Origin of the sequence: Mesorhizobium sp. M0048 (assembly GCF_040323405.1) — a bacterium.
In the GTDB taxonomy this organism is placed as follows: domain Bacteria; phylum Pseudomonadota; class Alphaproteobacteria; order Rhizobiales; family Rhizobiaceae; genus Mesorhizobium.
Genome location: NZ_JAMYUV010000055.1, coordinates 1 through 25,660 on the forward strand (window position 1 = coordinate 1; position 25,660 = coordinate 25,660).

22 protein-coding genes and 3 pseudogenes are annotated in these 25,660 nt (G+C 60.6%); 13 read left to right on the forward strand and 12 right to left on the reverse strand.

Features of this window, described 5'->3' with window-relative positions; translation table 11 throughout:
• The 3 genes from NKJ84_RS28255 to NKJ84_RS28265 form a co-directional block, all read left to right on the forward strand.
• The coding region (locus NKJ84_RS28255) for a hypothetical protein (RefSeq protein ID WP_352509150.1) at positions 1-194 on the forward strand (194 nt) is incomplete at its 5' end.
• 363 nt (positions 195-557) lie between these two features.
• Positions 558-803, forward strand: a complete 246-nt coding sequence (locus tag NKJ84_RS28260; RefSeq protein WP_352509151.1) for a hypothetical protein — start codon at positions 558-560, stop codon at positions 801-803.
• A 216-nt stretch (positions 804-1,019) separates the two neighbouring features.
• A complete protein-coding gene (locus NKJ84_RS28265) occupies positions 1,020-1,409 on the forward strand; it encodes an MAPEG family protein (protein ID WP_352509152.1) in 390 nt (129 codons plus the stop codon).
• An 87-nt stretch (positions 1,410-1,496) separates the two neighbouring features.
• Here NKJ84_RS28265 and NKJ84_RS28270 read toward each other — a convergent pair whose 3' ends face one another.
• The 6 genes from NKJ84_RS28270 to NKJ84_RS28295 form a co-directional block, all read right to left on the reverse strand.
• On the reverse strand, positions 1,497-3,368 hold the full coding sequence (locus tag NKJ84_RS28270) for a potassium transporter Kup (protein ID WP_352509178.1): 1,872 nt from the start codon (positions 3,366-3,368) through the stop codon (positions 1,497-1,499).
• Between the two features lie 131 nt (positions 3,369-3,499).
• Positions 3,500-3,919 carry a hypothetical protein gene (locus NKJ84_RS28275; RefSeq protein ID WP_352509153.1) on the reverse strand — a complete coding sequence of 140 codons (420 nt, stop codon included), beginning with the start codon at positions 3,917-3,919 and terminating at the stop codon, positions 3,500-3,502.
• Between the two features lie 27 nt (positions 3,920-3,946).
• A complete protein-coding gene (locus tag NKJ84_RS28280; protein ID WP_352509179.1) occupies positions 3,947-4,156 on the reverse strand; it encodes a DUF4118 domain-containing protein in 210 nt (69 codons plus the stop codon).
• Positions 4,069-4,341, reverse strand: a complete 273-nt coding sequence (locus NKJ84_RS28285; protein WP_352509154.1) for a hypothetical protein — start codon at positions 4,339-4,341, stop codon at positions 4,069-4,071. Before NKJ84_RS28285 ends, NKJ84_RS28280 begins: the two co-directional genes overlap by 88 nt.
• Before the next feature lie 824 nt (positions 4,342-5,165).
• Positions 5,166-5,342 carry a hypothetical protein gene (locus tag NKJ84_RS28290; RefSeq protein ID WP_352509155.1) on the reverse strand — a complete coding sequence of 59 codons (177 nt, stop codon included), beginning with the start codon at positions 5,340-5,342 and terminating at the stop codon, positions 5,166-5,168.
• 296 nt (positions 5,343-5,638) lie between these two features.
• On the reverse strand, positions 5,639-6,553 hold the full coding sequence (locus NKJ84_RS28295) for an alpha/beta fold hydrolase (RefSeq protein WP_352509156.1): 915 nt from the start codon (positions 6,551-6,553) through the stop codon (positions 5,639-5,641).
• Positions 6,554-6,811: 258 nt separating this feature from the next.
• On the opposite strand from NKJ84_RS28295, the pseudogene NKJ84_RS28300 reads away from it, so the two are divergent.
• A pseudogene (locus tag NKJ84_RS28300) lies at positions 6,812-7,267 on the forward strand (SOS response-associated peptidase family protein); the annotation flags it as partial.
• Between the two features lie 27 nt (positions 7,268-7,294).
• On the opposite strand, the gene ligD reads toward NKJ84_RS28300, so the two are convergent.
• The 4 genes and pseudogenes from ligD to NKJ84_RS28320 all read right to left on the reverse strand — a co-directional run bounded on the left by ligD (position 7,295) and on the right by NKJ84_RS28320 (position 13,819).
• Positions 7,295-8,287 (reverse strand): non-homologous end-joining DNA ligase, encoded by a 993-nt coding sequence (ligD, locus tag NKJ84_RS28305; RefSeq protein ID WP_352509157.1) that lies wholly within the window; start codon positions 8,285-8,287, stop codon positions 7,295-7,297.
• Positions 8,288-8,366: 79 nt separating this feature from the next.
• Positions 8,367-11,627, reverse strand: a complete 3,261-nt coding sequence (locus NKJ84_RS28310) for an error-prone DNA polymerase (protein ID WP_352509158.1) — start codon at positions 11,625-11,627, stop codon at positions 8,367-8,369.
• The gene (locus NKJ84_RS28315) at positions 11,624-13,147 is read right to left on the reverse strand and encodes a Y-family DNA polymerase (RefSeq protein WP_352509159.1); all 1,524 of its coding nucleotides are present in this window, start codon (positions 13,145-13,147) and stop codon (positions 11,624-11,626) included. The genes NKJ84_RS28310 and NKJ84_RS28315 overlap by 4 nt, the downstream gene beginning before the upstream one ends.
• A pseudogene (locus NKJ84_RS28320) lies at positions 13,062-13,819 on the reverse strand (ImuA family protein). The gene NKJ84_RS28315 and the pseudogene NKJ84_RS28320 overlap by 86 nt, the downstream one beginning before the upstream one ends.
• A gap of 239 nt (positions 13,820-14,058) precedes the next feature.
• Here NKJ84_RS28320 and NKJ84_RS28325 point away from each other — a divergent pair.
• The 5 genes and pseudogenes from NKJ84_RS28325 to NKJ84_RS28345 all read left to right on the forward strand — a co-directional run bounded on the left by NKJ84_RS28325 (position 14,059) and on the right by NKJ84_RS28345 (position 17,986).
• On the forward strand, positions 14,059-14,724 hold the full coding sequence (locus tag NKJ84_RS28325; RefSeq protein ID WP_352509160.1) for a DUF6088 family protein: 666 nt from the start codon (positions 14,059-14,061) through the stop codon (positions 14,722-14,724).
• Positions 14,721-14,975, forward strand: coding sequence for a nucleotidyl transferase AbiEii/AbiGii toxin family protein (locus tag NKJ84_RS28330; RefSeq protein WP_502904047.1), 255 nt, complete (start codon positions 14,721-14,723; stop codon positions 14,973-14,975). Before NKJ84_RS28325 ends, NKJ84_RS28330 begins: the two co-directional genes overlap by 4 nt.
• Before the next feature lie 607 nt (positions 14,976-15,582).
• Positions 15,583-16,818, forward strand: a complete 1,236-nt coding sequence (locus NKJ84_RS28335; protein ID WP_352509161.1) for a reverse transcriptase domain-containing protein — start codon at positions 15,583-15,585, stop codon at positions 16,816-16,818.
• Positions 16,819-16,830: 12 nt separating this feature from the next.
• Positions 16,831-17,103, forward strand: a pseudogene (locus NKJ84_RS28340) (group II intron reverse transcriptase/maturase); the annotation flags it as partial.
• The gene (locus NKJ84_RS28345; protein WP_352509162.1) at positions 17,096-17,986 is read left to right on the forward strand and encodes a nucleotidyl transferase AbiEii/AbiGii toxin family protein; all 891 of its coding nucleotides are present in this window, start codon (positions 17,096-17,098) and stop codon (positions 17,984-17,986) included. The pseudogene NKJ84_RS28340 and the gene NKJ84_RS28345, both read left to right, overlap by 8 nt.
• Positions 17,987-18,269: 283 nt before the next feature.
• Here NKJ84_RS28345 and NKJ84_RS28350 read toward each other — a convergent pair whose 3' ends face one another.
• Positions 18,270-19,166 carry a DUF2971 domain-containing protein gene (locus NKJ84_RS28350; protein WP_352509163.1) on the reverse strand — a complete coding sequence of 299 codons (897 nt, stop codon included), beginning with the start codon at positions 19,164-19,166 and terminating at the stop codon, positions 18,270-18,272.
• A 426-nt stretch (positions 19,167-19,592) separates the two neighbouring features.
• Here NKJ84_RS28350 and NKJ84_RS28355 point away from each other — a divergent pair, with 426 nt between their 5' ends.
• The gene (locus tag NKJ84_RS28355; RefSeq protein ID WP_352509164.1) at positions 19,593-19,769 is read left to right on the forward strand and encodes a hypothetical protein; all 177 of its coding nucleotides are present in this window, start codon (positions 19,593-19,595) and stop codon (positions 19,767-19,769) included.
• Positions 19,766-22,219 (forward strand): AAA family ATPase, encoded by a 2,454-nt coding sequence (locus NKJ84_RS28360; RefSeq protein WP_352509165.1) that lies wholly within the window; start codon positions 19,766-19,768, stop codon positions 22,217-22,219. Before NKJ84_RS28355 ends, NKJ84_RS28360 begins: the two co-directional genes overlap by 4 nt.
• A 147-nt stretch (positions 22,220-22,366) precedes the next feature.
• Here NKJ84_RS28360 and NKJ84_RS28365 read toward each other — a convergent pair whose 3' ends face one another.
• Positions 22,367-22,624: a hypothetical protein gene (locus NKJ84_RS28365; RefSeq protein ID WP_352509166.1), complete on the reverse strand. Its 258-nt coding sequence runs from the start codon at positions 22,622-22,624 to the stop codon at positions 22,367-22,369.
• A gap of 129 nt (positions 22,625-22,753) precedes the next feature.
• On the opposite strand from NKJ84_RS28365, the gene NKJ84_RS28370 reads away from it, so the two are divergent.
• Positions 22,754-24,073: a DUF2130 domain-containing protein gene (locus NKJ84_RS28370; protein WP_352509167.1), complete on the forward strand. Its 1,320-nt coding sequence runs from the start codon at positions 22,754-22,756 to the stop codon at positions 24,071-24,073.
• Between the two features lie 242 nt (positions 24,074-24,315).
• Positions 24,316-25,431: a DNA polymerase IV gene (dinB, locus tag NKJ84_RS28375; protein WP_352509168.1), complete on the forward strand. Its 1,116-nt coding sequence runs from the start codon at positions 24,316-24,318 to the stop codon at positions 25,429-25,431.
• The last annotated feature ends 229 nt before the right edge of the window (positions 25,432-25,660 follow it).

The following is a 25,660-nucleotide window of genomic DNA, read 5'->3' on the forward strand; positions in this document are numbered from 1 at the left end:
TTCGCCAAAGCAACAGCAGCCTGATCAGACCAGATACCGTTCCCGATTCGAAGGCCATCCGTCGAAAGCGCTCGCGTCAACGTGCAGCGAAAATAGCGCTTACGCTACATCCACGACCACCCACGATCATTATCCACGATGAGCGGATAGTTCCCGACAATCTCCACCGGCTCGACTGCATCAGTGATTTCTAATAGTTGATGCTTGCGGCAGGTGGTGCCCTCCATCGCCTGCCGAAGATCGGTGTCCTCCGATCGGCCCGCGTCCTCCGCCAGAGGCGCGGGCTTCAAATTGCACAGGGGGAAGCGACGATCGATAAGCCGGTCACAACCTATATCGTGTCGGTGTTCGAGAAGCCGCATTGGCGCGCGGTGCAGGCCTCAAATGCTCAATGCGAGTTCCAAAGGCCGTCGCGGTCGATGCCGGAGAGGCTAGAACGTGCCGCGGACGGGGCTACGGCGGAACTTCAAAAGGGCGACCATTAGGCGGATCCTTGGCGGACACCAAGCTCGACTCATCCGCACCGTCGCTGTACTTGGGCGGAACTCCGCCGCGACATGGTGCGGCTGCGCCTGGTTCGTGAACAGATCAATGCCATCGAGCAGGAACGCCTGCAAAAATGGGCGCCTCATACGATGATTCGCTTGATCTCAAGAGTCATCAGCGTCGGCGAGCTTGTCATCCAAGAGAAGAAAGATGCGTTCCTCGATCGTGTCCGACGGTACGAGATTGTAGACTTGGGCGGTGTGAGCCTGAACGCTCGCGGATTTCGCCACGCTCGTGGAAGAAGACCGCGCGCTTGAGCTTGGACGCGGTCACCAAGCTCTGGACATTGCCCACCAGGGAGTGGTTTATCCTGTGCTGCTGCCTGAGCTAACGTCGACTTCCCAGGCTCAGATCGAAGCGGAAAAAGCGGCCGTTCGGACGACGGCTCGCCATGGTTGGTGAGCGCCTTGGGTCGAGCCTCGGGCCTGATGCAATGGCCGGCTCGTCAATATAGTGGAGCGGATACGGCAGTGATGACGGGCGACCTCTGGGCCTTGCTTGCGGCCCTGTTGCTGGCGAGTATTCAGCTCACCATTGCGAGTGTTCTAACACTGCGTCAGCTTGGGGGGTCCTGGGTCGCGGGACCGCACGACGAACCGCGTGAGGTAACTGGAATCAGCGGCCGCTTCGTTCGAGCCCATCGCAACCTGCTTGAAATATTTCCGCAGTTCGTCGCCGCGCTGTTCCTCGTGCACGCAGCTCATGCGTCAGGATCGCTGTCGGTCGTCGGAGCCTGGTTGTTCGTCATCGCCCGGCTCGTTTATGTTCCCGCCTATGCCTTCGCACGTCCAGGCGTGCGGACGATATGTTGGATTGCCGCATGGTTCGGCATCGTCCTGATCGTGGCCGACGTGTTCGTTTGATCGCTTCCGCTCGCCACCCTTAGTCTAGCACACGTTCGTAAGGGCTGCTTGCGCCAGAAGCAGGTTTAACGGAGCAACCCAGTCGGATCAGATCACCACCTGCGTGCCGATCTCGACAACACGGCCGGTCGGGATCTGGAAATATTCCGTCGCATCGGCCGCCGTGCGCGCCAGCCCGATGAACAGCTTGTCCTGCCAGACCGGCATGCCGGAATTGGGCGAGGCCTTGAGCGAGCGCCGCGACAGGAAGAAGGACGTCGTCATGATGTCGAACTTCCAGCCCTGTTTGCGGCAGATCGCCAGCGCACGCGGGATATTGGGCTGCTCCATATAGCCGAAGGTCAGCGTCACCCGCATGAACAGCTCGTTGACGGTCTCCATCTTGACGCGCTCGCTGTCGGGCACGACAGGCTGCGGCGCCGTCACCACCGAAAGGATGACGTTCTGCTCGTGCAGCACCTTGTAGTGCTTGAGGCTGTGCATCAGCGCCGTCGGCGCGCTCAGCGGGTCGCTGGTCAGGAACACCGCGGTGCCCGACACCAGATGCGGTTTCTTCTTCAGCAGATTGCCGGCAAGGAAATCCAGCGGGATCTCGTTCCGGCGGGTCTTGTCGAACAAATAGCGGCTGCCGCGGATCCAGGTCCAGATAATGAGGCACATCACCAGAGCAATGGTCAGCGTAACCCAGCCTCCTTCGATCACCTTAATGATGTTGGAGCCGAGGAATACCAAGTCCACGATCAGGAAGAGTGCCGACGCCGAAAGGGCAACAGTGAGAGACCAGGTCCAGATTCGGCGCATAACAATGAAGAGAATCAGGTCGGTGACCACCATCTGGCCGGTGACAGAGATGCCGTAGGCTGAGGCGAGATTGCCCGACTTCTGGAACCCGAGCACCAGCATCATGACGCCAATGCCGAGCAACCAATTGACCCGCGGAAGATAGATTTGGCCCTCTTGCGTCTCGGATGTGTGCAGGATGCTGAATCGCGGCAGAAGATTCAGCTGGACAGCTTGGCGCACCAGCGAAAACGCCCCGGAAATGACAGCCTGACTGGCGATGATCGTAGCGGCGGTGGCCAAGGCGACCATCGGCACCAGCGCCCAGCGAGGCTGCATGTCGAAGAAAACATTCTGCGGCAGTTCGGTGCGGGTCAAAACAAAGGCGCCCTGCCCAATGTAGTTGAGCAGGAGGCACGGGAACACGATCCACAGCCAAGCCACCACAATCGGTCTGCGACCAAAGTGGCCGAGATCGACGTAAAGCGCCTCTGCGCCAGTCACAGCCAGGAAAACAGCACCGATTGTACCCAGCGCAAGTGCTGGATTGGTCGCGAGATAATGGACGGCGTAATAGGGATTGACAGCCCACAATACCCCAGGATTGGTGACGATGTGGCTTACTCCAGAAACCCCTAACGCGACAAACCATGCGAACGTAATTGGCCCGAAAACGCCTCCAATAGTGCCGGTCCCGAATCGTTGCACGGAGAAAAGCCCCGCCAGAATAACAAGTGTGACTGGCAACACGTAAGGCTCAAGCGCTGGCGTAACGGTCTCAAGACCCTCCACTGCAGCCAACACCGAGATCGCCGGCGTGATCATCGAGTCGCCCGTAAACAACGCCGCGCCAAGGACGCCCAAGACCAAAATGGCAGCTGAGCGCGCCGGAAGGCTACTGCCGGCCAGGGACATCAAGGAGAGCGTGCCGCCCTCGCCCTTGTTGTCCGCCCGAAGAACAAACGTGACATATTTCACCGTGACGATGAGTGTCAGTGCCCAAATGATCAGCGAAAGAATGCCAAGCACGTCCTCACGTGCCACCGAGCCGTCCGATGCAGCAACAAACAGGGCCTCGCGGAATGCATAGAGAGGACTTGTTCCAATATCGCCATAAACAATGCCGAGCGCGCCCAGAACCAGTATTCGCAGGCTCTGCTGAGAGTGGATGTCACGCATCGCGGGCTGTGCTGCTGCACCCCCGCCGTCGCCTGCATCGGCATTGCTCATGAACCTGCTCCTCCGGTTAGAGCAAACGTTTCGAAGTCGTTGTCCTGGCGCCGTTTGCTGACTTTCGCGTTCCCGGGTGTTTACGGTCGAGCATGCCGGAAATGTTGACGATCAAGGGCCAGCGCCAGGAAGCGACCCACGATATCGACTGATGTCGAAGGCGCCGCAGGACGTTCATCGGGGTCGAATGCGAGCCCGATGGCGGCGCGCGGCCCCCCTGCCGTCGTTTTTACGGGCCAAAAGTCGAATCGCGAGGTCAACGCCGGATAAACTCCGGCGCTCACAACAAGTCCCGTTGCCAACGACGATTGCGCCGCCTCTATTTCCGCTTCCTGGAGTGCTATGTTGCCGACTTTCTCGACGGAAACCACTTTGCCGTCCAAAACGAGAATGACGACGACAGGAACTTGGAAGAGCGCTGCAAGCGTGTGGCAAGTGATCGAGACGATCGCCTTCGCATTGTCGATCCCGGCGACGTCGCGACTATAGGTTTGCAGCATCGTTGCTTGCCTCCTCAGCAGCGCCGCTTAAATTGCGCGGCGTCGGGAGGTAAAGGCAACGCCACTGACGACAAGTCCGACGACGAAAAGCAGTCCAATCGCCCAGATGTTTGCCGGGTCATCGACGATCAGTGTGTGGCGGGGCTCGGTCAGGAAGAAATTGTAGGCGAGTGCGCCGAGTATAGCGAGGGGCCCAAACCGAGACCGACGGCCCGTAAGATCACCGGCACCACAAATATGAGCGAGATGTTCGGGATCGCTACTTGGCTGTCGACACCGACAGCCACGACCGTCGCGAAGGCGGTCATTGCAAACGAAGCAAGATAGCGCACCGCGGCGGGAGCATCCGCCAAGCCGAAAAGCGAATCGGCACCTGGCGACGATGTCATGTCCTGTTGCAGCCTCGGATTGACATCGGCCATCGCATCACTCCCTGCCGGGGTCGCCGCATGACCAAACGTAGCTCGATACGCATAAAGGTTCCATTCGTGCGGGAGCCCCACGATATAAAGATTTCATAAAGGCGGCGGCCCATCGCCGACCCTGGAGCCCCTCTTTTGCCCTGGCGGGGAGATTAACTGCCGGTGCATCACGCGACTCGATCGATGAAACGACCACTCCGCAGTCGCGAGGCGGGAAGCAAGCCGACAATTTTAACGTTGGAACGGCTTACAGAGTGCCGGCAATACAGCCGCCCTTTTCCCACAAACGATCGGAAAATGGGAAACGAGCCGCTCCGGTCAAACGACGCTTCTGTTGCGGCAGGAGAAGCGGGATAGGTCGATCCTGCTCGCTCGGACAGCACAATGGCTGTCTCTACAGCCCCAATTCCCGGTCGGCTAAGTCTCGCACCACACTCATCACCGGTCAGTTTTGGCCGCCGCCCAGATCCGTCCGGTTTGCTCGGGACTGATCGGCGCGATGATCCGGAACGCGCCTAGCCCGGACTCATGTGGCGCGGCGAATTGATTTCGATTATTTCGTCGCTGGATTTCACACCGAAGGTTTGGAAGGTCTTCGGACTCAACCTTCTCGCCGACCCTCGATGACCATCAGATCTTCAGACAGACTTGCTCACGTTGGCCAATCACCGGCACCAATGTGGTTTCGACGGGCGCCTCTTGAACAAGCACTCGATTGGAATGCAGGTCGAACGTTTGCGGATGGTTCAATCGACGGCCCGCGCCGTCGGACATTTCTGACATTCGGGACTAGCCATAAAGCAGAAGTTGGTGCGAGTTCAGGATCACTCCTCGCCAGCATGCCTTCGAGGAACGGCGTTCATGATGGCCTCCGCCAGTTCTTCGAGGACGGTATGGCCGTTCGATGCGGCGAATAGCCTGAACGCCGCTTCTGGTAACTCTGGCAGGCCGTAGCTTTTGGGTACCCTGACCAGGCCGTTGCTCAGCTGGCTGGCGATCATCGGCGCTACAGCAAAGCCCGTCGACTGGATGAGCCTCGACGACTTCCTTGCACGGCGCCCAAAAGATGCTCCAGCGATCGCGCTGTGGAGTTTCGCGATTTCGCCACAGCAACGATATTGGACACCAGCCTCCGCCGATCCATCAACGCAACGGACGCCACCTTGGATCGGCCAGTAGTCGATGCTCAGGACGACACAATTGCTCGGCGTCAGAAGATGCCCTGGCCAGCATGGGCTGGCTGGTCATTGTAGCTCTCCATCGGGTTTGCGCGCCGGCCTTAGCGGGCATGGATAGGCTACTTGGAGAGGAAGTCCGTGATGAGCTTGACCGCGGCGTCCGGGTTTTCCTCCATGATCCAGTGACCGGAGCCCGGTACGATCCCAACAGTCACATGGGTCGCGACATAGCGTAGATCGTCTGCCTGGGCCGTGCCGAAAGACTTTTCAGCGCCAACGGCTAGCACCGGCATCGAGACTTTGCCGCCCTTCGCCAAAAACTCCTTGTTGTCCGCTGCATCCTGGTTAAATGCGGCGAATTGCTCGAAGGCGTCGTGCATGGCGTGAGGTCGCGCGTAAAGTACGGAGTAGTGCTTGCGCGTTGCTTCGTCGATGGCCTTCGGATTGGCTGACAACTCGTTCCAGAAACGGTCGAGATAGATACGCTCGCGCCCTGCTACCAGCCGCTCCATGTCGGGACCACGAAAGTTGAAATGCCACAGCAACGGCAGGCGGATGATGTTGTCCCAATCACCGATGCCCGGCAGCGGCGCATCGATCACAACCCAGCGGGTGACTCGATCGCGATACTGGGCGACGAAAGCGTAACCCACCATGTTGCCGATATCGTGGGTGACGAGGTCGGCCTTCTCGATCTTCAGATGGTCGAGGATACCGGCAATGTCGACGGCCTGGTTTTTCTTTGTGTAACCGGTGTCGGGATGGGCGGAAAGTCCCATGCCACGCAGGTCTGGCACGATTACGGTGTGATCTTGCATCAACTTTGTCGCAACAGGCGCCCACATGTCGCCACTGTCGCCGAAGCCGTGTAGCAGCACGACGGCGGGGCCCTGTCCCCCGATGCGGACATTAAGGCTCGTGCCGTTGGTTTCGATCGATTGCGTCTTGAAGCCTGGCGGGAATGGGACGACCCGCGCCGTGGCCGGCAAGCTAGCGAGCAGCAGACCTAGCACTGCCATGATCATCCTACACATGTCGTCCTCCGTGAACGTTGTTGCACTGAGCCATGCCGACGTCGGCGTGTGGCTGCCGATCCGCTTCGAGGAGGAGCATAAGGACTCGCAGACGGCCCCAATAGGGGCTCCGTGGGGATTTCTGCAATAATACTCGCTAAGGGAATTTGAAGTTGTTTGGATTGAAGCGGTTCGCGCGAATCGGAAGCGTTCGAGGGGTCGGTCAATTTCGTTCCAGAGATAGTCGCCGGTGAGCGCGATATGGGCCCAGGGTCGGCCGACATGGCGCCGATCATCAGGACGATCGAGGGCGTGCTCGGCCGACTTGGTGCAGCGGCGCTGGAGCTGGCCCGGACCGAACAAGGGCCCGTCTATAATTTCCGTTCAGAGGGCCGGGAGTTCTCGTCGAACCGGTGCCTCATCGTGGCGGACGGCTTCTACGAGTTCACCGATCCGGAAGGCCCCAAGAAGAAGGGCAAGGACAAGTGGCTCTTCACAAAGAAGGAGGAGCCGATCTTCTGCATCGCAGGCATCTGGCGCGAAACGCCTGAGGTCGGCGAGGCATTCACCATGCTGAAGATGGAGCCAGGACCCGACATCGCGCCCTTCCACGACCGGCAGATCGTCATCCTCGATCGCAGCGAGTGGGCGGATTGGCTCGACCCTTCGGTGTCGGCCAAGTCGCTGATCAAGTCCCTTCCACCCGGCACGCTGCAGATAGAGCAAGTCGGATGAAATGAAGCGATCGGCGACCGATGCCGATCAGGGATGGGGTACGGAACGCACCACCTGCCGGGCCGGCTTGTCCTGCCGCTCGCCTTGGTACGAAACCTGGCGCAGGAGATTGTCTTCCGTCCAGGTGAGATAGGTGACCTCGACCACCACTTCAGGCCTGACCCAATGGACGCGCGACAGCTCAAGCGGCGAGCCGAACCGGCTCTCACGTGGCGGTGGGGCATCGAGGGGCATTCGAGCTGCCTGAAGTGGTTCAAGCCGGCGAGCCAATCGCTTGAGCTCTGCAACCGTGATGCCCGTGCCGGCGCGGCCCGCGTACATCAGACGACCACCATCGGTATAGTAGCCGAGAAGCAGCGAGCCGATGTGCGGCCGGGTTCCAGTCGGATCGGTCCAGCCGACGACGATGAATTCCTCTCTGTTGAGACACTTTGACTTGACCCATAGCCCGCGATTGCCGGATGCATAGGCGCTGTCGATCCGCTTTGAGATAGCGCCCTCGAGTGCAAGCCGGCAGGCGTGCTTGCGGAACGCAGGCCCGTCGCCGATCACGTGATCGCTGAAGCGCAGGCCGGGCATGTCGGTCGAAAAGAGGCCTTCCAGCCGCGCCTTGCGGTCGATGAGCGGCAGCTTCGCAATGCTTTCTCCGTTCAGGAACAGAAGATCGAAAGCAAAGAAGGCAAGATCACCCGTGCGGCCCTCGTCCATAGCGGCCTGCAGGCGGCTGAAGGAGGTGACGCCGTCTGCCCGAACGGCGCACAGCTCCCCGTCGACATATGCGTCTTTCACCGGGAGCGCGCGGAGGGCCGCTATCGTCGCTTGATAGCGATGCGACCAATCGAGGCCGGTGCGGGTGAGCAAGCGGATGTCGCTGCCGTCGATCCGCGCGTGCATGCGGTATCCATCATACTTGATTTCGTGAAGCCAATCGGGGCCGTTGGGCGCTTCGTCAACCAGGCGCGTCAGCTGAGGCTCGATCCATTTCGGCGGATGCGTTTTATTCGGCCTTGTGGGATTCACCGTCTTCCGTGCCGATTGAGATAAAGCGTCGTCATGCGGGCCAGACTACCACATGATGACGGTATATCCGCTGCAGCTTCTATCGGAAGTCCCGCGTCTTCACCTTGATGCGATCGGTGTGCTCGTAGGGATCGACGATATCGCGCGTTTTCGGCATGCCGCGCGGATCGATGCCCGATCCGCCATGATGGGCCTCGTCACCGCGGCCGTGTGGCAATGGAAACGGCGTCTCGCGGTTTCCGACGCTGGCGAGTTCGGCCGACAGATCGGTCAGCTCGTGGGCGACGAGATGTACCACCTCCCCTTCTCGCTGGATGCGGCCGCGCACGCCGAGCATGGCCGACGAGAGAAGCACGCGCCGGAATTTCTCGAACACCTTGACCCAGACAACGACGTTGGCGGCGCCGGTCTCATCCTCCATGGTGAGGAACATGACGCCTTTGGCCGAGCCCGGCCTTTGCCGCACCAGCACCAGGCCAGCGGCCTCGAGCCATCGTTTGTCCCGCGCCTGCATGGCTTCCTGGCAAGTCACGATGCGACGCCGGCGTAGATCGGCGCGTAGAAACGACACCGGATGGCTGCGCAAGGTCAGCCCGACATGACCGTAATCCTCGACAACCTCGCGCCCGGCCGTCATCGGTCTGAGCGTGATGACAGGCTCGTGGATTTCAGGCACCGTTTTCTGTTCACGGGACGTGGCGGCCGCGAACAGCGGCAAAGGCTCATCCCGCAGCGCCTTGATCGCCCAGAGCGCATCGCGGCGGGCAAGATTCATATGCGGCAGAAATGCGTCGGCCTCGGCGAGCTGCACAAGCGACGCCGCCGGCACGCCGGCGCGGCGCCAGAGATCGTCGACGGAGAGGAAGGGTTCGTCGGCCCGCGCCGCGACGATCGCGGCCGCGTCATCATTGGCGAGACCCTTCACCATGCGCAGGCCGAGCCGGACAGCGAAGCGATCTTCGACATCGATCGGCTCAAGCGTGCAATCCCAGCGGCTGGCATTGACGCAGACCGGGCGCACCTCGACGCCATGGTCGCGTGCGTCACGCACGATCTGGGCCGGCAGATAAAAGCCCATCGGCTGCGAATTCAGCAACGCGGCACAGAAGACATCCGGATGCCAGCACTTCATCCAGGATGAGGCGTAGGCGATCAGCGCGAAGGAGGCTGCGTGGCTTTCGGGGAAGCCGTAGCTGCCGAACCCTTCGAGTTGCGAGAAGGTCTTTTCGGCAAACTCCGGGGTGTAGCCGTTGGCGATCATCCCGTTGATCAGCTTGTCGCGGAATTTCGAGACGCCGCCAGTGTGCTTGAAGGTGGCCATGGCGCGCCGCAGCTGGTCGGCCTCGCCAGCGGAAAAGCCGGCGCAGACCATGGAGACCTGCATTGCCTGCTCCTGAAACAGCGGCACGCCGAGCGTCTTGCCGAGCACGCGCTCGAGCTCCGGCGTCGGAAACGTCACCTCTTCCGTCCCGTCGCGCCGGCGAAGATAGGGATGGACCATGTCGCCCTGGATCGGCCCTGGACGGACGATCGCAACCTCGATGACCAGGTCGTAGAAAGTCCGAGGCTTCATGCGCGGCAGCATCGACATCTGCGCGCGGGATTCGATCTGGAACACGCCGAGCGTATCGGCTTTGCGGATCATCGCATAAGTGCGCGGATCCTCGGCCGGGATCGTCGCCAGGTCGAGAGCGATGCCCTTGTGCTCGGACAGGAGATCGAATGACCGCTTCATGCAGGTGAGCATGCCCAGGGCCAGGACATCCACCTTCATGAATTTGAGAGCGTCTATATCGTCCTTGTCCCATTCCACCACCTGGCGGTCCTTCATTGCCGCCGGCTCGATCGGCACGAGATCGTCGAGCCGATCATGCGTCAGCACAAAGCCGCCCGGATGCTGCGAAAGGTGACGCGGCGTGCCGGCAAGTTGCGCGGCGAGTTCAAGGGTCAGGCGCAGCCGCCGATCGCCGAGATTGAGATTGAGTTCGCCGGCGCGCCGCTCATCGACCGCCTCGCCATGGCCCCAGACCTGCGAGGACAGGAGTTTGGTCATATCCTCTGGCAGACCGAGCGCCTTGCCGACGTCACGGACGGCGCCTTTCGTCCTGTAACGAATGACAGTCGAGCAGAGTGCGGCATGGTCACGACCGTAGGTCTCGTAGACCCATTGCATGACGATCTCGCGCCGCTCGTGCTCGAAATCGACATCAATGTCGGGCGGCTCGCGCCGCTCCTGGGAGACGAAACGCTCGAACAGAAGGTTGTTGCGTTCGGGATCGATGGAGGTGATGCCCAGCACATAGCAGACCGCTGAATTGGCGGCCGAGCCGCGGCCTTGGCAGAGGATGTCCTGGCTGCGGGCGAAGCGGACGATCGAGTTGACGGTCAGGAAGTACGGCGCATATTTGAGCGTCTCGATCAACCTGAGTTCGTGCTTCAGAATGCCGATCACCTTGCCGGGAAGACCTTCCGGATAGCGGCGGGCTGCACCTTCCCAGGTCAGTTTTTCCAGCGCCTGCTGGGAGGTGAGACCCGGCATCGTCTTTTCCTCCGGGTATTGGTAGGCGAGCTCGTACATTGAGAAACGGCAGCGATCGGCGATGTCGACCGCGCGCGCCAGGGCCTCAGGATAACGGCTGAACAGCCGCGCCATTTCATCGCCCGGTTTGAGATAGCGGTCGGCATGACGTTCGCGCCGGAAGCCGGCGTCGTCGATGGTGACGTTATGGCGAATGCAGGTGACGACATCCTGCATCATGCGGCGAGCCGGTTCGTGGAAAAGCACATCGTTGGTGACGACGGTGGGCACCCGCATCGCTGTCGCCAGGTTAGCCAGCTCGTAAAGCCGGAGCTGGTCGTTCGGACGCCTGCGCAAGGTGAGCGCCAGATAGGCGCAATCGCCGAACGCCTCGCGCAGCCGCCGCAAACGAACGGCACAAAGATCATCGGCTTCATCCGGCACGAGCACCGCGATCAGACCTTCGCTATAGGCGACGACATCATCCCATTCGAGATGACACTTGGCTTTGCCGGCCCTGCCCTTGCCGAGCGAGAGCAAGCGACAGAGCCTCGAGTAAGCCGGTCGGTCGGTCGGATAGACCAGGACCGACATGCCGTCGGCGAGATCGAGACGGCAGCCGACGATCAGCCGCACGCCTGTCGTCTTCGCCGCTTCGTGGGCGCGCACGATGCCGGCAAGCGAATTGCGATCGACGACTGCGAGCGCTTCGATGCCGAGCAGTGCCGCCTGCGCAAACAGCTCCTCGCAGGATGATGCTCCACGCAGGAACGAGAAATGCGAGGTCACCTGCAACTCGGCATATCGGGTGGCGCCTGTCATCCGAAGATCCCGTGCATGAACCATTTATGCGATCCGGTCGCGGCGTCTTCGCCGTCGCCTGCGCGGTAGACCCAGTAGCGTTCGCCGTGCTCGTCCTCGACCTGGAAATAGTCCCTCACCGCCGCGAGCTCGGCATCGCGCTTCCACCATTCCCCGAAAACGCGCTCCGGCCCGTCGGCTCGCTTCACGCGCCGGCGAACGCCGCGCCAGGTAAAGGTCACGGGCGGATGATCGGGGAGAAGTGCCACCGTCTCGATCGGCTCGGGTCGCGGCAGTAAGCGCGATGGGCGCGGCCAATGGCAGGGCCAGCCCTCGCCGGTATCGGGCGCCATTGGGGCAATGCGTTGAACCGACCGTTCGGGCACGTCGCTCTGAACGGGGGCAAAGCGATAGAGACGGTCTTCGCCGACACGGTTGGCCAGGATGTCGATCACATCCGAGACATCAGGCTCGGGCGCCTCGGCAAGCGAAGAGATCGTCTGTTTCGCGTGTAGCGGCTCGGCGGCAGTCGCGGCAAGGCGCATCAGTTCGATGCCGAACCCCGGATTGATCATCTCTATTCTGTCGGTAAGAAGTCGGGTCAGGCGTTTCGTATCGCGAACCGGCGTTGCTGTGCCGACACGGATCGCCTCGATGCGATTGTCGACGCGGAAGAACAGAAGATCGAGCCGGCGCGCGCCAAGCCCCCGCATCTCGAGTTCGGCACAAAGTTCGGTCACGAGCTTGCCGGTATAGCGAGCGATCGTCTCTGGCGCGCCGATCGGTTCCGCAAAATTGCGGCGCACCTCGGCGATCTCCTGCGGCCGGATCGGCTCGATCGGTTCGCTCACCCGTCCGAACGCCTGGTCGAGGCGCCGGCCGGGTTCCGGTCCGAAACGCAAGGCGAGCGATGCGCGCGGCGTGCCGCCAAGATCAGCGATTGTCTCGAAGCCAAGCCGTCGCAGGCTATCGATCGTCGCGGCTGGAAGGCGAAGGGCAGCGATCGGCAAAGGCAGGATCGCTTGTGCAATCTCGCCGGGTGGAATTGCGGCGGTCTGCCGTCCGCCGAAGCGCGCCAGCGCATGCGCAGCCCCCCAGCTATCGGCGACCGCCGCCCGGGCTGTAATGCGGGCAGCGGCAAGCCGATCTACCATCTCGGCAAGCATTGCCGCCTCGCCGCCATGCAGATGATCGGCGCCGGTCGTATCGATCACAATGCCGTCCGGCGCATCGGCAGCGACGATCGGCGCGTAGCGGCGCAGAGCCCACAGCGCCAAACGCTCGAGCGCGTCGACATCTGCTTCCGGTTCTGCGTCATGAACGATGAGGCCCTGAACCAAGGCCTGCGCCTTGCTCGCCGGCATGCCGATGCGCAGGCCGGCACCGTGCGCTGCCGCATCGGCGGCCAGAACGACACGGCGGCGCCCGTCACGGCCGATGAGGACGAGCGGCGTCTCAGGCGGAGGCGCGGCGTCGCCCGATTTCCTTCTGAAGCGGTCTGTCGGCCACATCGGAAGGAAGAGCGATACAACCCTTGGCATCGCATGCCTCCACTGTGAAATCCGCACTCTCTCCTGCACGGCATCGGATCAGTTCAACGTGCCAGCGCGCCCGTCCAATCCCCGGCACCGGCAATGGTGTCGACGGCAGGACCGACACCCGCCAGCGTGTCTCGGCGGCGGTTGGCTGGCCAAAATCCGTTGCCTCCGTCTGCCGACGCCAGCGGCGAATGGCGATGCCGATGGCGCCGGAGCTTTCGGCGGCAAGCTGAAGCCGCCGTGAGGCCGTCATCGAAAGCCGGGCAATCTCGGCAACGACAGCGCCAAAACCTCCGCGAAGACCCTCTTCGAAACAGGCGAGAATGGATTTTTCGTCGCCGGCTTCGACATAGATTACCCGTCCCGGAGGAAGGCCGGCCTGTTCGATTGCAGGCGCGAAAAGATCGGGCCGGGTAACGCACCACAGCACCTTGCCCACCGTGCGCGCGGCAATACCGGCAGCGAAGAGTGCCGCGGCCGCGCCATCGACAGCGCCATTTCCGCCACCCGCGACCTCGTGCAGACCGCCAAAAGCCAACCCGCCTCCAGGCAGAACCCTGTCGATCGCGGCACTCCGAACGGCAAAACCGTACGCTCGCGCGCATTTCCACCTTCGAGACGCGCGATGCGTTCTCGAAGCTCGGAAATGGCAACAGGGGGCGCCGATACACTCATCTGACCCTTGAAACGCGGAAAGCCTGGATATGTTCTACATTTGTTCTCGTCTTGGCTAAGAGTCAACCGGGATGATGTCGTGCCCCCCGCGGAAGAAGGCATTCGATGCTCGGGGCCATATCCTCAATGCGAAAATGCGAGTTCCATTTTTGGAGTTGGGCGCCCCGAGTGTCCGAAAATTGTAGCATATTTCGGACTCACACCTTGCCTTTGTCCGAAACTTGTAGCATATTTCGGACATGCCCATAGTTGAGCCCGAAATCGACCTTCGCTCGCGCCTGCTTGCCCGCATTGAGTCCAAACCCGACGAGGTCTGGACCCCCGGCGACTTCGCCGATCTCGGCGCGCGCGCCGCCGTGGACAAAACCCTGCAGCGCCTGACAGCCGCCGGGGAGCTGCGCCGGATCGACCGAGGCCTCTATGACCGGCCGCGCACGAACAACCTGACTGGCCGCGCCACCGTGCCGGATTATCGCGCTGTGATCCGCGCCGTCACGCGCCGCGATCGAGCACGCGCCGTCATCGATGGAATGACGGCCGCCAACGACCTCGGCCTGACGACCGCCGTCCCCGCCCGGATAGAAGTGCTGGTCGATGCGCGGTTGAAGCCAATCAAGCTCGGCACGCAGGAAATCCACTTCAAATACGCTGCCCCTAGCCGCCTCTATTGGGCGGATCGGCCGGGGATGCGGGTCGTCCAGGCCTTGCATTGGATGCAGGACATGCTGACCCAAAAGGGCGAGCGGAAGCGTATCCAGGCGACGTTGCGCCGCCTGTTTGCCGACCCCAAGCACGGCGACGCCATTCGCGAGGATCTGCGCGCCGGTCTCTCCGCCGTGCCGATCTGGATGCAGGAGTTCCTCCGCGAAATCCTGAGGGCGGACCCGCACGAGGCGAAGCCATGAGTACCGATGCTTACCGCCAGATCATCGCGGCATCCCCACGTGACCGGCTCGACCTGTTTCTCGCCACGGCCAATCGAATCGGAGCTCCGGTGGGCAATGTCGAAAAGGATTTCTGGGTCTGCTGGACCCTCAATTCGCTCTACCACGAACGGCCTGCGGGGGAGCCACGGCTGCTTTTCAAGGGCGGGACGTCGCTGTCAAAAGGGTATGGCCTCATCCAGCGTTTTTCCGAGGACATCGGTGCGCCGTGACGGCGCGGGAGGTGAAGTATGACTTAGGGATCACCTCCCAAACTTGCTGATTTTCGACCGGCGGCTGTAACGCCGCCCCTCTACAGAGAACAGTAGATGGAAGGGGGCCGCAAAGCTCGACCGGGTGTCGCCGGTTGGGTGTCATAAGCAGAGCGGCCTTAACTGTACCGGATGCGCCCATCGAGCGCAGGTCGGGCTACCGCAGTGCCCATGGCGAGATAACGAAATGAGCGTTGGAAGCCTCTATATCCGAGACCGTCTCCAAATCGCGCGATGGCGTGGGAGGCAATATAACGCGAACAGAACTGGCGCGGCTCAATGTTCCTCGCTGGTGAATGCGAACATAGCATTCGAGATGGGAGTGGTTCTCTTTGGCCCATCTCCCGCGTCGCAAGGGGTATAGCTCACCGCCTAACGGCACAAAGGTTGAAGATCGGAACACGGGAACTCAGCTCGCCTGCCCAGATCGGAACTGGGCTAGCCGCGACGACCGGAGAAGGACGAGTCTGAGGGCGGAGCTTTCGTAGTAGTCGGAGCATGGGAAAGCCATGCACATGGCGAAGGGAAGCAGGAAGACGATAGACTTGTATGACGGAGAAAATGGTCCATGGACATGGATCGTCAAGCTGACGAGGCTTGGATACTCAGCGTTCAACGCAAACTCTATCAGTGGAGTCAGGCAAATCCTGACGACAAATGGCGGGACATGTGGGGTTGGTTAACCGACATCCGCACGATCCGCTGTGCTTGGCGCCGCGTGGCCTCTAATCGAGGCGGGCGCACCGCTGGGGTCGACGGGAGGACCGTAGGGCGCATCCGCGCTAAATGGGGTGAAGAGCGCTTTCTGGAAGGATTGCAGGTTGAGTTGCGTCTCGGCGCATATCGGCCCAGCCCTTCGAAGCGCATCCTTATCCCAAAGGCCGGAAAACCAGGACAACACCGACCCCTGGGCATTCCTACGATCAAGGACCGCGTCGTACAGGGCGCGGCCAAACTCTTGTTGGAGCCTATCTTCGAAGCGCAGTTTTGGCATGTTTCCTATGGGTTTCGGCCCGGAAGGAGCAGCCATGGCGCTTTGGAGTACCTCCGCCGAGCCACCCTGCCGTTTAAACGCGATCAGGACAATCGACGGAGCCGGTTGCCGTACCCATGGGTTATCGAAGGCGACATCAAAAGCTGCTTCGACCAGATCTCGCACCACCAATTGATGAATCGGTTGCGCTCTCGCGTAGGTGACCGTCGGGTGACGCGGCTGGTCGGGCGGTTCTTGAAGGCCGGCGTACTGGCAGAGGATCAGTTCCTCCGTACAGACAATGGCACGCCTCAAGGCGGAATCATTTCACCGTTGCTCTCCAATATCGTGCTTAGTGCGATCGAGGAGCGTTACGAGAGGTGGACGGATCACCGCACGAAACTCTATCCTCATCGCAAAATCGACGGGGTTACAGCGGCCCGAAGTGCACGGGGCAGCGACCGGAAAGCCGGTCGCTGCATATTCTTACCCGTGCGCTACGCCGACGACTTCATCCTGCTGGTATCAGGAACAAGGGAGGAAGCCTTGGCGGAGAAATCCGCTCTGGCTGAATACCTGCGTGAGACCACGGGACTGGAACTGTCGCCGGAAAAGACAAAGGTCACGGCCTTGATCGAGGGATTCGATTTTCTCGGATTCCGCCTCGGCGCGCATTGGAACAAATGCTATGGCTTCGGCACACGCGTTCAGGTTCCAAAGCACAAGGTCGCCGATCTGCGTCACCGGATCAAGCAACTGACAAAGCGGAATACCACGCTCGTCAGCCTTGAAGAAAAGCTCCAAGAGATCAATCCCATCCTACGGGGATAGGCGAATTACTACCGCTACTGCGCCTACGCCTGCGATGTATTTACCAGTCTCGACTGGTACGTCGGAGACCGAATATGGCGTTGGCTGCGGTACAAGCGCCCAAAAGCGTCAGCGCATGAACTCCAGGCCTCTCGTGGGCCTAGTCAGTTGCGGTGCACGCGCACGGTCTGGCGGGACGGATTCACCGAGCAATTTCTGCTCGCAATGACCCCGAGCTGCCGATACCGCCTCGCCTGGATGGGGACGCCTGAGTTCGCCATGTCTTCTGGAGAGCCGGATGCGTAACGAAAGGCGCAAGTCCGGTTCGGGAAGAGGCGGTGAGAAACCGGTCGCCGAGAGGCGACACGGCGCTTGCCGCCTACTTTTACACGTTACCGTGTTCCGCGACGATCTCGACGAGGCTGCCTCCGTCGAAGAGCTCGAGGGGCTGTCAAACAAGAAGCGCCGCGCCAAACTCGACGCCATTCGGAATGCATGCCGCGCCTATCTCACAGGCCCGCTGCGAGACTTCCTCACCCCTCAACTTGCCGACATCACGAATGGCGCCGGCCAGGTGGAGATCGACGAAGCCGATGCCGATGGGCAGACCCTGCTGCTCTGGTATCCCGAGGTCGAGCCGCGCGATGGCGCCTATGTGCGACCGGTCATACGCCTCGAGTCCGGGGCGAAATCGGCGCTCGATCCCAATCGCCCCATCACGATCACGCCCTATGTCGCGGAGGAAGCGGCGGGCATTGATCTCACCGTCGCCGACGTGACCACGATCGAGGCGACCCGCACCTTTTGGGACAAGGTGGTGATCGCCCATGGATTGCGCCGCTGGTACGAGCGGCGCGGCGAACTGCGGCAGGAAGGCCAGCGGGTGTCTCGGCACTATTATGACCTGCACTGTCTTCTCGGATCCGAGATCGGAAAGGCCGCGCTCGGCGATCTCGATCTTGGCGCCGATTGTGTGCGGCACGCACGAATGTTTTTCGACCGTCCCGACTATGAACTCGCCTCAGCAGTCCCGGGCAGCTTCGCGATCGCGCCCGCTCCAAAGATGGTGGACGCGCTCACGCGCGACTATGCCAATACGGCGGCCATGATCTTCGGCACTCCGCCGAGTTTCGACGACATTCTGGAATCAGCACGGCAGATTGAGAACGACATCAACACCCATTCCTAGTCGCCTGGTCGATCGCTCGAAGCTTCCCAAAACGGCGAAGCCTTTCGTCACGATAAGGTGGGGGATCTGCTCGTGGCCGAATGACAGCTTCGTCCGCGATCATGTCGTTCCGGCGGTCGAGGTGAAGGGCAAAGTCCCACCCGATTGAGACGTAGAACGCTCCATCGCGTTATAATCCGAGCCCATGCGCCGGCCGGCTCGGCCGCGGACTTTTCGGTCATTCGAAGTGCTCGAACTTGCGATCAGGCGTAGTCTCGGGCCGCTCGCTTGCGCAATCTGCCGGCTAGAGATCGACGATTTCGTAGGCCATCTGGCCATCCGCTGGCCTCATCTCGCGTAGCCGGCATTCGGGATAGCGTTCGGCCACCAGCTTTGTGATTTCCTCACGGAATGCCGCATTCGACCTGAAACCGAACACCACGGCCTGCAGATCCCGCGCGCTGAATTCGACATACTCGCGCTCGTCGCCCGGCTTCCATCCGTTGCCGGCAATGATCCGCCATTCGCGCTCCGGACCCCATTCGGCTGTCTTGGTGTAGAAGAACTGCGAGAGCAGATCGGAATCATTGAGGCCTCGCCGCCCAGACAGCCAGTCAGTGAAGCCCTGGTGGTCGAACAGGACGGGCTCATGATCCACATAGGCGACGGGGCGCGCCACCAGAAAGAGGCTATCTTCTTCACTCGGGGCGAACTGCAGTGCCGCGCCGTGGATGTTCTCGGCATAGTTCCCCCACATGGGCGCGATCGTGCCGGAGCAGGACAGGCAGAGCACCTTCAGTTTCGCAGTCTCGGCTGCTAACTCATCGCAGAGCTGCCGCAGCATGGTCTTGCGGTTGGCGACCAACTCCTCGATGCCGGGACGCATTGCTTTCTTGAAAGCGTCCGGCTCCGGTTTGCCGCGGAAGAAGACACGCATCAGAAGGAGCAAGGCGCCGAGCTTGTTGCCAGCAGGGAACGGCTCGGGGCCGTAGGCGCCTTCATAGATCTGGTCGAGAGCGCGTTCGATGACAGCCTTCTCGTCGATATTGATAGCCAGCGCGATGCGGAGGTCGAAACCGTCGTTGAACAGGCCGGGCCTGGAGAACTGCAGGGTCTTATTGCTCAAGATGGCGCGGGCGGCATCCTGCGAGCAATATTTATAGAGGCTTGGCGGCAGGTCGGGATGCGGTTCAAAGGTCATGAGTCTCTGCTTGTGGGAATATAGAGGGTGCAAGAAGCGGCGTGATGGTTCTACACCACCACGCCGCGTCTGGCACTGCCGCCGGAAGCATTTGGCAACACCGGGCCGGGAGTGGGCGCGAACCGTTCCCGTTCCCGCGTGTCGAGAAGGTCCGTGGACGTGAAGACGCAGCCGTTCGGTTTCAGTGCGCGCCCGTGGCCACCATGGCTCGTGGCGTATACGGGGGTATGCCGTAGAACTCGGGGGGTGAAACAACACACCTGGTATCGGTGCTATGGTAACGACTAGATGGTTGCTCGATACACTAGACTGGTAGGTTGAACGTTACGCACAGTGAGACTGTGGGCAGCTCCCTGCGTCGCGTTTCTCGCGAAGTGGCCTTACGCTACAACTGTAGCTGGTTCTTGGGTCAATGAATGAGGCTATATGGCAACGCTGCAGCAGACCATTGCGAAGAAGTTTCTTTCATCACTCGCGGAAGGCAAGGAGGTCGATCTCGAGAAGATCGAACAAATCCGCAAGCTGCTGGCGGACGGCAAGAAGCCAAAGGCCGATGACTATGTGAAAATCTTCTCGGCCCCGGTTGGCGGTGAGGTGAAGTGATCAAACTCGAAACCGCCCACATCGAAGAGGTCCGTGGAATCCGCAAGCTCGACATCGACTTCGGAAAGGGAACATTCGCGATCTCCGGTCCGAACGGCTCCGGCAAAAGCGGTGTCATCGACGCGATTGAATTTGGGCTCACCGGGGAGATCGGCCGTCTTACCGGTCGGGGCACGAAGGGCCTGTCGGTTTCAGAGCACGGCCCGCATGTCGACAAGGTAAAGTTCCCAGACGCTGCCTTTGTTGAATTGAAGGTTTTCATTCCAGCCCTTGGCAAGTCGGCAACGATCACGCGGAAAGTCTCCGCGCCGAGCAAGCCGAAGATTGTGCCTGCCGATTCCGACGTGAAGGCGGCGCTTGACGAAATCGCGGATCATCCTGAAATCACGCTCGCCCGGCGTGACATTCTGCGCTTCATCTTGGTCGAGCCGACGAAGCGTTCTGAAGAAATCCAGGCGATCCTGAAGCTGGAAGAAATTGGACAAACGCGCGCGGCGCTCAACACGGCGCAAAATAAGCTTCAGGCTGCGTACAAATCTGCATCGAACCTGGTGCAGTCGAGCCGCGATACGCTGCAGCGCCACCTCCAAATCGCGACATTTGGTGCTGCCGAGTTGCTGGCCGCTATCAATCCAAAGCGCGAACCGCTCGGCCTTCCGAAGCTTGAAAAGCTTGCACCTGACACGCAGCTGGATGCAGGCCTATCCGATGCCGACAAGCTGCCCGAGTTCAACAAGCTATCCGTGCTGCGCGATCTGAAGGCAATGTCAGATGCGCTCGGCACGCTTGCGGACATGGGAAAGGAAGATGCTGCAGCCATCTTAAACGGCATCGCGACGCTTGAGGTTGATCCGACTCTGCTCCAGGCGTTGCAGCGGCGCTCGCTGGTCGAGAAGGGCCTTGACCTAGTCGATAGCCCCGAGTGCCCGCTATGCGATCACCCATGGCCGGATGAGGACCATCTGCTTAGTCATCTGAAGGCGAAGCTCGCAAAATCCGAGGACGCTGGCAAACTTCAGGCGTCTCTTCTTAAGAATGGAACCGGGATCGCCGGGTATGGTGACAGCCTGCTGGGTCTGCTCAGGCAGACTCTCAGGATCGCAAAAGTAGAAGGCGATGCAGCCTGTGCGGAGCTCGTAACCGCTTGGGGAACAGACCTACAGGAGCTGAAGAGGCAGCTTTCTAGTTTCGAGGGACTGATTGGCTTGAAGGAACGCCTGACCGACGGGTGGCCCAGGATGCCCGAGGGATTTCCTTCCAAGCTTGCCACTCTCGCAGCCAAGGTTGACGCGAAACCCGATCAGAGCGCGGCAATCGAAGCGCAGACATATCTCACGACAGCGCAGCTCCGCCTTAATGACTACCGCGATGCCATGCGGAAGAACGGAGCGGCGAAGGCCGCGAGCAATTCCGCGAAGGCCGCTTACGAGGCCTATTGCCGCGTCATGGAAGACGAGCTGAATGCGCTCTATGAGGACGTACAGGACGACTTCAGCACCTTCTACCGCCTGATTAACGAGGACGATGAGGCAAAATTCACGGCGAAGCTGACGCCAAGCGAGGGGCGGCTGGATTTCGGCGTCAACTTCTATGAGCGCGGTCTGTTTCCGCCCGGCGCGTACCACAGCGAAGGGCATCAGGACGGCATGGGGGTGTGCCTCTACCTAGCGCTAATGAATCGCCTGTTCGGAAAGAACTTTACCATCGCGCTGCTAGACGATGTCGTGATGTCGGTCGACTCAGGGCACCGCTACCAGTTTTGCAGGCTGCTGAAGACACATTTTCCAGACACGCAGTTCATCATCACTACGCATGATCGCCTCTGGGCTGAACAGATGAGGTCGGCGGGGCTCATCACTGCGAAGACGTCGGTGGCGTTTCACAGCTGGACCGTGGACACGGGCCCGCTTGTCGAGTCGAACGTCGATATTTGGGACGAGATCGCTGCCACTCTCGCCAAGGGAAAGGTCGAGACGGCGGCCCATGGGCTGCGTCATCACCTCGAATACGCGTCGCGTCATATCGCGGACCATCTCGGCGCACGCCCGGTCTTTCGGGCGGATGGCAATTATGAGCTCGGCGAGCTCCTGCCCAGCGTCCTCTCGCGCGCCAAAGACCTGTACGGGAAGGCTGCGGATGCAGCCCAGTCATGGGGCAATGCCGCCGCAAAGGAGGCCGCGATTGAGCGCAAGACAACGCTCTCCGGCTCTAGCGGCGCAAGCAATGTCGAGCAATGGGCTGTCAACAAGGCCGTGCACTACAACGAGTGGGCTAACTTCGGAAAGAAGGACTTCGAGCCCGTTGTGGCGGCATTCAAGGAACTGCTGGAGTGCCTGCGGTGCAAGGACTGCCAATCTTGGCTGTACGTCACGCCGCGCAGCGGCAGTCCTGAGTCCCTGCGCTGCCAATGCAGCGCCGTGAACCTGAACCTCAAAGCGAATCACAAGTGACCTCACCGCTTAGTTGCGATCCCACCTCGGGAACGACAGTCAGGGTCACAAACGCTGGTTAAGCTGAAGGACCGCTCCCGGGGCGCAAAAATCCGCCGATTAAGGTCCGGATTGGGTCAAAGGCGTGAATTTGACGACATCACGGTCTCAATCAGCGTGGATAGAGATTTCAGTTTCCATACCGAAACGGGAAGCTGAAATAGCTGGCGGAATTGCCGGTGCAATGAAAGATTCAGCCCAGCGACCTTTCAGCCACGTCCACGCGAAAAATGACGGAATTCGGCATTTGCGCACGGGCTCGACGTTTCGGAAATACACGTCGAGGTAATCGACCTGCTTGGCAATCGAGTCGAGGCTGAGGTTGCCGCCGCTCGCGCAGGCGATCATTCCGCAAAACAAGTGCAAGAAGCGCGCCTCCCCTAGCTTTGCGGCGGGGATAACCCATCAGTTCACTCTTTGTTCTTTTCCGAAAACGCGTGGCGAGATATAGTCTGGCGTGTCCTTTAACTGATTCCTCAGGGAGGCAGCGCGCAGATGACCGTCCAGCCCATCAATACCATGCTGCAGGGGGACAGGATTCTCAATGAACCGACAATCAGCTGCCCAAGCTGCAAGACGGAAATCAAGCTCAATGAGTCGATCGCGGCCCCTTTGATTGCGGCCACGCGTGAAGAATACGAAATGCGCCTGGCGCAGAGCAAGGCATCGATGGCTGCCAGAGAAGAGGAGCTCAAGCGCCAGCAGGCCGAGATCGTCGCCGCCAAAGAGGACATCGCCAACCAGGTGGCTGGGCAAATCAAGCTTGAGCGTGCCGGAATCGCGGTCGAGGAAGCCCGCAAGGCAAAATTGCTGCTTTCGGTAGATCTGGAGGACAAGGATAAGAAGCTTGCCGAGCTGGAGGCGACGTTGAAAGCGCGCGACGAAAAGCTCACCGAGGCCCAGCAGCAACAGGCGGAATTCCTGAAAAAGCAGCGTGCGCTCGACGACGAAAAGCGGGAGATGGCGCTGACCATCGAAAGGAAGATCCAGGAAGGACTGGACGCCGTTCGCGTCAAGGCGAGGTCGGAAGCCGAAGACGGCCTTAAAATGAAGGTTGCGGAAAAAGAAGAACAGATCGCCAGCATGCAGCGTCAGATTGAGGAGCTGAAGCGCCGTGCGGAACAGGGTTCACAGCAGCTGCAAGGTGAAGTTCTGGAGCTCGAACTGGAAGCCCTCATTGTCAGCCGCTTCCCGATGGACGTCATTGAACCGGTTGCCAAGGGTGAGTTCGGTGGAGATGTCCTGCACCGCGTGGTCGGACCGGGCGGCCAGCCATGCGGCGCCATTCTATGGGAATCGAAACGCACCAAGAACTGGAGCCAGGGTTGGCTGGGGAAGCTCAGGACGGATCAACGAGCCGCCAAAGCGGATATTGCGTTGATGATCTCGGAAGCGCTGCCTCCCGGGGTGGAAACCTTCGATCTTCTGGACGGGGTCTATGTCGCCCATCCCAAATGCGCGATGCCGATCGCAATCATGCTGCGACAATCCCTTATCGAGCTGGCGAACTCCCGCCTCGCCCAGGACGGCCAAGCCACCAAAATGGAGCAGGTCTATGGCTATCTGACCGGTCCGCGGTTCCGCCATCGCGTCGAGGCCATCGTCGAAAAGTTTTCCGATATGCAGGATGACCTGGCCAAGGAACGCAAGGCCACAACACGCCTGTGGGCCAAGCGGGAGGCTCAGATCCAAGGCGTAATCGAGTCGACCGTGGGGATGTACGGCGACTTGCAAGGTATCGCCGGAAAGGTGATGCAGGAAATTGAGGGCCTGGAGGTCCTGGCAATAGAAGCATCTCCGCCCGGTGCCGAATAGGCAATCGGTATGCAGCTCAACAGGAAAACGATTGGCAATCTGGAGCGGCTTCCGCAGACGTAACCATCGGACGCCTTCGGATGGCGTAAGCAAAAGAAGCCCGCCGCACCTGAGGAAAACGTCCTCGGCCGATCGCTGTCGCCGGTCAGATCGCGTGCTCAGATGCGTGGCAGGTGAGCGTTGATATCGGCGCGCGGATGAGAGGCATGTGGAGGTGAGCCGATAATCGAGGCGGACGAGTCATGGAAGACGCAGTCACAAGCGAAGCTGCTGGGGCTGAGGGGCCTGCGCTGCAGCGCAAGATCATTCATGTTGATATGGACGCGTTCTATGCTTCGGTTGAGCAGCGCGACAAACCGGAACTGCGGGGCAAACCGGTCGCCGTCGGGCACGCCCTCCAACGTGGCGTGGTCGCAGCTGCGAGCTATGAGGCTCGCAAGTTCGGCGTTCACTCGGCGATGCCTTCCGTGACCGCGAGGCGCAAGTGCCCTGATCTGATTTTCGTCAAACCCCGGTTCGACGTCTACAAGGCGGTCTCGCAGCAAATCCGGGAGATCTTCGCGGAGCACACGCCGCTGATCGAACCGCTTTCGCTGGACGAGGCCTATCTCGACGTGACGGAAAACATGCAGGGGATGGCCACGGCAACCGAGATCGCCGAGGCGATCCGGGCGACGATCAAGGCGGAGACCGGCCTTACCGCCTCAGCCGGCGTCAGCTACAACAAGTTCCTCGCCAAGATGGCCTCCGATCAGGGCAAGCCTGATGGGCTATTCGTTATCACGCCGAAGATGGGGCCGAGCTTCGTCGAAGTGCTGCCGGTGAAGAAATTCCATGGCATTGGTCCTGCCACCAACGCGAGGATGGAACGGCTGGGAATTCGCACCGGCGCCGATCTGCGAGCGCAGACACTGCCGTTCCTGCAGGAACATTTCGGCAAGGCCGGACCGTATTATTACTGGATAGCGCGTGGCATCGACGAGCGACCGGTGCATCCTGATCGCGTGCGCAAGTCGGTAGGAGCGGAGGATACGTTTGCGCGGGATCTATTCACGATAGCGGAGGCACGCGAAGGGCTGCGTCCGCTCATAGAAAAGGTGTGGCGGTATTGCGAACACAACGAAATCTCTGGCCGCACGGTGACGCTCAAGGTCAAGTATGCCGATTTCCGCCAGATTACGCGGCGTCGAACCAGTCAGCAGATCATCCGCAACCAAAGTGAGCTACAGACCATGGCATTTGGCCTCCTCGATCCTGTTTTTCCGGTCGAGAAGGGAATTCGGCTGCTTGGCGTGACGATCTCCTCGCTTGAGGCTGAAATGGTCTCGGAAGAGGTTCAGATGAGTCTTGCAATCTGACAACTCGAGCATTCTTGAACCGGCCGTCGACGACGAGAACTCTCCCGAGAGGAGTTGTTTGCGCTGATTTGGGAGAATCCGACCCGCGAGATTGCCAGGGATCTTGGCTTGTCAGACGTGGCGATCGGAAAACGGTGCGCGCGACTACACCCTGACAAGCGGGCCTCGTATCAGCGCTGAATGTCAGAGCGTCGCCGGCGTCCGCAGTCACGCGAGCCAAGGCGAGCAT

Coding starts and splice junctions, on each gene's coding strand:
- NKJ84_RS28260 (WP_352509151.1), top strand. CDS start 558: ATGGTGCGGCTGCGCCTGGTTCGTGAACAGATCAATGCCATCGAGCAG.
- NKJ84_RS28265 (WP_352509152.1), top strand. CDS start 1,020: ATGACGGGCGACCTCTGGGCCTTGCTTGCGGCCCTGTTGCTGGCGAGT.
- NKJ84_RS28270 (WP_352509178.1), bottom strand. CDS start 3,368: ATGCGTGACATCCACTCTCAGCAGAGCCTGCGAATACTGGTTCTGGGC.
- NKJ84_RS28275 (WP_352509153.1), bottom strand. CDS start 3,919: ATGCTGCAAACCTATAGTCGCGACGTCGCCGGGATCGACAATGCGAAG.
- NKJ84_RS28285 (WP_352509154.1), bottom strand. CDS start 4,341: ATGGCCGATGTCAATCCGAGGCTGCAACAGGACATGACATCGTCGCCA.
- NKJ84_RS28290 (WP_352509155.1), bottom strand. CDS start 5,342: ATGATCGCCAGCCAGCTGAGCAACGGCCTGGTCAGGGTACCCAAAAGC.
- NKJ84_RS28295 (WP_352509156.1), bottom strand. CDS start 6,553: ATGTGTAGGATGATCATGGCAGTGCTAGGTCTGCTGCTCGCTAGCTTG.
- NKJ84_RS28310 (WP_352509158.1), bottom strand. CDS start 11,627: ATGACAGGCGCCACCCGATATGCCGAGTTGCAGGTGACCTCGCATTTC.
- NKJ84_RS28315 (WP_352509159.1), bottom strand. CDS start 13,147: ATGCCAAGGGTTGTATCGCTCTTCCTTCCGATGTGGCCGACAGACCGC.
- NKJ84_RS28325 (WP_352509160.1), top strand. CDS start 14,059: ATGCCCATAGTTGAGCCCGAAATCGACCTTCGCTCGCGCCTGCTTGCC.
- NKJ84_RS28330 (WP_502904047.1), top strand. CDS start 14,721: ATGAGTACCGATGCTTACCGCCAGATCATCGCGGCATCCCCACGTGAC.
- NKJ84_RS28335 (WP_352509161.1), top strand. CDS start 15,583: ATGGACATGGATCGTCAAGCTGACGAGGCTTGGATACTCAGCGTTCAA.
- NKJ84_RS28345 (WP_352509162.1), top strand. CDS start 17,096: ATGCGTAACGAAAGGCGCAAGTCCGGTTCGGGAAGAGGCGGTGAGAAA.
- NKJ84_RS28350 (WP_352509163.1), bottom strand. CDS start 19,166: ATGACCTTTGAACCGCATCCCGACCTGCCGCCAAGCCTCTATAAATAT.
- NKJ84_RS28355 (WP_352509164.1), top strand. CDS start 19,593: ATGGCAACGCTGCAGCAGACCATTGCGAAGAAGTTTCTTTCATCACTC.
- NKJ84_RS28370 (WP_352509167.1), top strand. CDS start 22,754: ATGACCGTCCAGCCCATCAATACCATGCTGCAGGGGGACAGGATTCTC.
- dinB (WP_352509168.1), top strand. CDS start 24,316: ATGGAAGACGCAGTCACAAGCGAAGCTGCTGGGGCTGAGGGGCCTGCG.